Here is a 6,409-nt window from a genome sequence, read left to right as displayed (position 1 = left end):
TCACGCACCAGCCAGGCGCATTGCGTGCATGTTCGCACCAAATCAGTGCAAAAAGGGGGCGTGCGTCAATCCGCAGGCTCGGCGTGAAGAATCATCGCGTCGATGTCCCGGGATGTGCGCCAAGGCTCCCACTGCAATTTGGATTGCTGTCAATTGAAGAGCCTCACACCCCTGTGGGTCGGACTTCAGTCCGACAAACCCTGCGTCAGCCTGCGCTGTCGGACTGAAGTCCGACCCACAAAACCCGGTTCTCCCTCATGACGAGGGGCGCTAGCGGGTTTGGAGGGCTTGTTCTTTACCACGCGTTCTCGACGGCGATGTGGGCCGGGGCGGCCAGGCGGCTGAGGCGAAAGCCGCGCGCCATCAGCGCCTTGTGGGTGTCCTGCACCATCGCCGGGCTGCCGCAGATCATGATCCGCGAGGCCTCCAGGCTGAGGGGAATGTCGAGCGCGGCCTCCAGGCTGCCGCTGCTGATCAGCTCCGGCAGGCGGGCGTGGAGGGCGCCGGCCAAGGTGTCGCGGGTGGTCACGCCTTGATAGATGAGCTTGTGGCCGTGTTCTGCCCACAGGGGATGGCTGCGCAGGGCGGCAATTTCGGCCTGGTAGGCGAGGTCTTCGCCGCTCCGGGCGCCGTGCACCAGGATCAGGCGCTCGAAGCGCTGCCAGGTGGTTTCGTCCTGCAGGATGGCCAGGTAAGGGGCAAGGCCGGTGCCGGTGCCCAGCATCCACAGATCGCGGCCGTCCGCGAAGCGGTTGGTGGTGAAGAAGCCGATGGCCTGGCGTTCAATCATCAATGTGTCGCCCACCTGCATTTTTTCGAGGCGTGAGGTAAAGGCCCCGTCGGGCACGACGATCGAATAGAACTCGAGATGCTCGTCCCAGGTGGCGGAGGCCATCGAATAGGCCCGCCACACCGGCGCCCCGTTCTCTTTGAGAAGACCGAGCCGGGCGAACTGGCCCGGCACGAAGCGGAAACCCGGCTCGCGGCTGAGGCGAAACGACAACAGCCGCGGGCTCCAGCGGTGCATCCAGAGGATGCGGGCGCTACTCCATTTGTCAGACGGGGTGTCCATGAGTCTTTCTCCCTGTGGGCGTGCTGTCTTTCGAGACAGTTTTCCGGGGCATATCGTTCCTGCCCCGGCCGCCTGCGGCGTGCTGGACTGCCCGCGTTTTATCTGCGTTGGGTGACGTTTTTGGGCAGTGGGGTGACGAAAAACGTCACATGCGCGGGGGCTTTTGCCGGGCCTGCTTCGCTACGCGCCAGCAGCCTGGGGCTATCTCATTGATTTGATTTGAATGACCTTGTTTTGCGATTGCTGGCACGACGTTTGCCTATATAAACCCGTCGGGTCACATACCCGCTCAAAATTCAATCAAGCACACGGAGATACTCAAAATGAAAAAGCAAGCCGGCTTTACCCTGATCGAACTCATGATCGTTGTCGCCATCATCGGCATCCTGGCTGCGATCGCTGTGCCCCAGTACCAGACCTACACCAAGAAGGCCAAGTTCTCCGAAGTCGTCAACGCCACCTCCGGCCGCAAGTCCTTCGTTGAAGTCTGTCTGCAAGACCCGAACATTCAAGCGGCCAACTGTGTCGGCGGCTCTAACGGCATCCCGGCTGACGATGCAACCGGTTTCGGCAACGTTGCCGGCGTCAAGGTGGAAGCCAATGGCGTGATGACCGCAACTGCCAAGTCGGCTCTGGATGGCGCAACCTACATCCTCACCCCGACCGTTGATGCCAACAAGAACATCACCTGGGCAACCACCGGTACCTGCAAGACCAGCGGCCTGTGCTGATCCTTGCCTGATCAGCTGACCAGCTGATCGCTCCGAAAGCCCGGATGGCGCAAGCCTCCGGGCTTTCGGCTTTTGTGGCGCCCTGAAAAGCATTCGTCCGGCGCGGAGGCTGTGTAAAAATCGGCGCCATGAATTCCGCCACCTTCCGTCCTTCTCCCAACTGCGACGCCCGCCCCGAAGGCGCGGATGTCGCGCTGGTCGTCATTCACGCCATCAGCCTGCCGCCCGAGCGCTTCGGTGGCGCAGGCGTCGAGCAGTTGTTCACCAACCGCCTCGATCCCCTCGAACACCCTTACTACGCGGATATTCATCAACTGCGCGTGTCCGCCCATTACTTCATCCGCCGCACGGGCGAGCTGATCTGTTTTGTGGCGCCGGAAAGGCGGGCGTGGCACGCCGGGGTGTCGACTTGGCGGGGGCGGGAGCGCTGCAACGATTTTTCGGTGGGCATCGAACTTGAAGGCTGCGACAGCCTGCCTTTCGAGCCGGCGCAGTACGAGGTGCTGGCCGGCCTTCTGGACGAGCTGTGCGAGCGCTTTCCGGTGCAGGGCATCACCGGTCATTCCGACATCGCGCCGGGGCGCAAGACCGATCCCGGGCCTTACTTTTCGTGGGGGCGCCTGCGTCGCCTGCTGGCCGAAAAAGGGCGTGCCGACGTGCTCGCCCGGATCGAACCCGAAGGGGCGCCGAATGCCGACGATGGCGCGCTGATGCGCTGGCCTTTTCCCCTTGCCGTACGCGCTGGCTGAGGTTTTTGGAAGGCGCGCCCAAAGCCGCCCGGAGACTGGCGTTGCCGGTGGCAGGCGCCCAAGGTCTGTGTGACGCCCGCCTTTTGGCTTATGCCAAATAAGTCACGTTTTGGCCCCCGCCAGACGGGGTGGATTGACAAAAGTGAGTCGAATCAATACAATGCGTTTTGTGTGCAATGCAGCACGCAATTTTTTTGTTTTGTTTTTGTTACACGCCGGTGCCGAAACCGCCGCATGACCGGGCTTCCTTCCCCGGTTACTGACCGTCTCAAGGTCTGGTTTTGGTGCCATTTTTTGCACGCTGTCTGGTTGCGTCAGCGTGTTTGGATCCAACCCCTGGCGACCTAGTCTTTCGAGTGCTGTCGGCTGTTTTTGTGGCTGACACGTTGAACCCGCCCCTGCTTTTTCCGGGCTCCCGGGTGATACAAACAGACATCCTGCTCCCGTTGTTTCGGGGTCGGTCTGCCTGTGCCTTCGACGGACTGTGGCCACAGAAAGGAGAGCCCATGTTCGCAACTCGTATCACGAAGTACGCACGTCACGCGGCTTCATTCATGCTTCACTTCGCCCACGGCGGTCTTCTCGTCGCTGGCCTTATCGTTACCCTGTTCATTGCCTCGCGCATTGCCAACCACGGCGTTCAGGGTCTCTCAGTCGGTAGTCTCATGGGGTCCTCGTCGTCCGTCGTGGCGGTAGAAGAACCGGAACCCGAGCTCGTCCAGGTTGCCGATAGCAGCCAGGCCAAGCTGAGCCCCGATCTGCAACGCGTCAAAACCTATGTGGCCAAGCGCTACCAGGTTTCTGCCGTGGCCCTTGAGCCCTTGCTCGCAGCCGCCCAGCAAACCGGCCGCAGCGTAGGCGTCGACCCGCTGCTGCTGGTGGCCGTGATGGCCATCGAGTCGCGCTTCAACCCCTTTGCAGAAAGCCCGATGGGCGCCCAGGGGCTGATGCAGGTGATCCCCAAGTGGCACCCGGACAAGGTGGACGTCAAATCCGACCGCAGCGCCATGTTCGATCCTGACACCAACATCCGCGTCGGCGCATTGGTGCTCAAGGAGTACATCCAGCGCACCGGCTCGGTGGAGCAGGCCCTGCAGCGCTACAACGGCTCCAGCGACCCCTCCACGCCTTACGCCAACAAGGTGATGGCGGTGAAGTCCCAGCTCAGCCAGGCTGCCCGCAGCGGCGGCCGCTTTATCGGCGTCTGATTTTTCGTGACACCGGGCTGAAGCCCGATCCACAGGCGGGGCAACCTCCAGCCTCGTGGGTCGGGCTTTGGCGTTTCTGGCGCATGAAAAAACCCTTCGCGTGATCCGGCGTCGACAAGGAATCGTCACGGATGATTTTGTGCAGGGGTGACTTCATTCGCCCGCCGCGCGTTGAATCACCGCACGCGTAGGTCGGGTTAGCCCGCAGGGCGTAACCCGACACCAACATGAACATCGATGGACACGTCCGATGTCGGGTTACGCTGCGCCAACCCGATCTACCCAAGCTGGGGCACGCAAAAAAACCGTGCCGAGGTGTCAGGTTTTCTCGAGCACCCACAGCGTCGCTGGCGGCAGGTTGCGGATCACCGTGTGCTTCCGGCGCCAGGCGAGATGCTTTGCCGGGCTCGGGAAGGGCAGCTTTCCGAAATAGCTGTACTGGATGAGCCTGAAATGGGGTGTGGCCGCGCTGAGCTTGGCGATGGCGTCGCTGAGCCGCTGTCTGTCGCCGGATGGCAGCGAGCGGAAGGGCAGCGAGGAGACGAGGGTCAGGGTGTTCTCGCCGGGCAGCTGCAATTGGCCGACGGCGCTCGCGCAGCCCGGATGAATCGTCAGGCCGGGAAATTTTTTTTGCAGGCAGGCGGCCAGTTCCGGGGCCTTTTCGAAGGCGATCAGGCCGCTCATCTGCGCGCGGGCTTCAAGCAGCCCACGGGTGATGGCGCCAGTGCCGGCGCCGAGTTCGATCACCAGCCCCGGCGGGCGCCCCAGCACTTCCCGCACCATGGCGCTGCACAGCGCGCGTCCTGCCGGCGCAATGGCGCCGATTCGCCGGGGGTCGCGCAGCAGGGCCTGCCAGAAGGGCATGAGATCGCGCTTCATCGGATTTCCTGCAGCTCCCACACCCGGAACGACAGGTATTCGCGCACCGCCTGGGCGTCGCTGCAGAGGGCGATGCCGTGGGGGCACCGGGCCTGGATCTGCCCCGTTGCTGCATCGCTGGCCCTGGGGGGCAGGCCGCTGAACGCCAGCAGGCGGGTGCCCAGGTAGGCGAGGTCGAGCACGGCGCCCCCTGGCGCGGGCGTGGCTGCAGCCTGCGGCATGTTGGATGTCATGGCGTACCAGGTGAGGTAGCGGAGCTGATCGTCAGCCACGGGGCGGGCCAGGTGTGAGCCGGCGTAATCCGTGGCCGGCCTTGCCTTGGTGGCGAACAGGGGCTGGTGGTCGCCGAACCAGGCGAGAACACGCGGGCGTTCGGTGGCGAGCCAGCGTTTGCCGAGTCGGGTCATGGCGTCTTCGGAATCCTGCTGCTTGTGCAGGTAGTCGGCCAGCGGGGCGGGGAGGGCTGCCAGCGCGGGGGTTTCCGGCTGGGGCAGGTCGGCATGGTTTTCGGCGTGGGGGCCGTGGTTGCGGATCGTGAGCAGGAAAACGAAGACCGGTTTGCCGTCACGCTTTTGCTCGACGACTTCGAGGGCCTTGTCGAAGAGCTGGCCGTCGCGGAGGGTCTGCCAGTCTTTGCCGAGGTCCATGTCCTCGATGGCCAGAAAATGGTCGAAGCCATAGTGCCGGTAGGCGTCGCGGGCATTGAGAAAGTTGCCGGCCACCGGGTAGATGGCGATGGTCTGGTAGCCCAATGCCTGCAGGTGCCTGGGCAGCGGGGCCTGCATGTGGGAGGCCATGTTCAGCGGTGCATGGGCGCCGCCGGGGCCAAAGATGCGCCAGTCGAATCCGGTCAGGAAGGTGAATTCGGAGAGCCAGGTTCCGCCGGCGGTGGTGTGAACGAACAAGGGGCCGGCTTCACGGCCTGCGCTCGAGCCCTCGAAAAGGCCGCTGTTGCAAACGGCTTGCCCGTCGCAGGCCTGGAGAATCTTCGGGTCGAAGGTGCTTTCTTCGAGAACGACGAAGATGTCGGGCATGACGGCGGGCGGCTCTGCCGCGGCGGCGGCTTTGAAGCGGGTCTGGCTGATCTGCGGTGGCAGCAGGAATTGGGTGGAGGCGTCGGTGAAGAAGATCTCCAGCAGGTCGGAGATTCGCCGCTCACCGGTGACCTTGAACTTGTGCAGCTGCGTGAAGCCGTTTTCCACGGAGCGGTCGTCGCCGAGCACCGCCGTATCGGGAAGCGCGGCGTTGAGGCTGTTGGCGTTGGCCATCCAGGCGCTGCCGGCAAGGGTCGCCAGCGTGGCGAAAGCCACGAGGCGCGTCCGGATGCCGCGCCGGGGCTCGGCCCTGAGGGCCAGCGCAGAGGCGCCGAGGATGAGCAGGATCGCCCCGGCGAGCATCAGCCCGAGGCCGGGATAGGCGGTGAAGAGAACGAGGTTCTCTGCCAGGTTGGAGACGAAGAACCTGACGTCGGCCAGCGTGAGCGGAGTGCCCAGGTAGTCGATCTTGGTCCAGGAGGCGAGCGCGATGGTGGAGAGCAGCAAGCCCACCGCGACGACGCTGAAAAACAGCCGCCCCGTTGCAGCCATCAGCAGAAAAACGGCCGCGAGCGCCGACCACGATGACACCGGATGGGTTTGAACCAGCCAGGCCAGCCCGAAGGGGCCGAAGCCCAGCGGGTTGTTCAGGGCGGTTTCGAGGACGGCGGTGACAAGCAGGACGCCCGCCGCCGCCACTGCCATGGCCCGGCCGGAGAATGTTCGCTTCTTCATC

6 protein-coding genes are annotated in these 6,409 nt (G+C 63.8%); 3 read left to right on the top strand and 3 right to left on the bottom strand.

The window, feature by feature from the left end; all coding sequences use genetic code 11:
• Window positions 1-295: 295 nt before the first annotated feature.
• A complete protein-coding gene (locus tag Q1W26_RS02110; protein ID WP_300435232.1) occupies window positions 296-1,072 on the bottom strand; it encodes a ferredoxin--NADP reductase in 777 nt (258 codons plus the stop codon).
• Window positions 1,073-1,395: 323 nt separating this feature from the next.
• Between Q1W26_RS02110 and Q1W26_RS02105 the strand changes: the two genes are divergently transcribed.
• From Q1W26_RS02105 to Q1W26_RS02095, 3 genes are all read left to right on the top strand, one after another.
• Window positions 1,396-1,803, top strand: a complete 408-nt coding sequence (locus Q1W26_RS02105) for a prepilin-type N-terminal cleavage/methylation domain-containing protein (protein WP_300435229.1) — start codon at window positions 1,396-1,398, stop codon at window positions 1,801-1,803.
• Between the two features lie 128 nt (window positions 1,804-1,931).
• Window positions 1,932-2,552 carry a 1,6-anhydro-N-acetylmuramyl-L-alanine amidase AmpD gene (gene ampD / locus Q1W26_RS02100; RefSeq protein ID WP_300435226.1) on the top strand — a complete coding sequence of 207 codons (621 nt, stop codon included), beginning with the start codon at window positions 1,932-1,934 and terminating at the stop codon, window positions 2,550-2,552.
• A gap of 506 nt (window positions 2,553-3,058) precedes the next feature.
• Complete coding sequence (locus Q1W26_RS02095; RefSeq protein WP_300435223.1) at window positions 3,059-3,760, top strand: transglycosylase SLT domain-containing protein; 702 nt, start codon at window positions 3,059-3,061, stop codon at window positions 3,758-3,760.
• Between the two features lie 318 nt (window positions 3,761-4,078).
• Here the strand turns inward: Q1W26_RS02095 and Q1W26_RS02090 are convergent, their stop codons facing one another.
• Window positions 4,079-4,639: a hypothetical protein gene (locus tag Q1W26_RS02090; RefSeq protein WP_300435220.1), complete on the bottom strand. Its 561-nt coding sequence runs from the start codon at window positions 4,637-4,639 to the stop codon at window positions 4,079-4,081.
• Window positions 4,636-6,408, bottom strand: a complete 1,773-nt coding sequence (locus Q1W26_RS02085; RefSeq protein ID WP_300435218.1) for a sulfatase-like hydrolase/transferase — start codon at window positions 6,406-6,408, stop codon at window positions 4,636-4,638. The genes Q1W26_RS02090 and Q1W26_RS02085 overlap by 4 nt, the downstream gene beginning before the upstream one ends.
• Between the last annotated feature and the right edge of the window lies 1 nt (window position 6,409).

Origin of the sequence: Zoogloea sp. (genome assembly GCF_030157465.1) — a bacterium.
Taxonomy (GTDB): Bacteria; Pseudomonadota; Gammaproteobacteria; order Burkholderiales; family Rhodocyclaceae; genus Zoogloea.
Note: the sequence above shows the minus strand (reverse complement) of the source record. Positions and strands in the feature narration are given on the sequence as shown.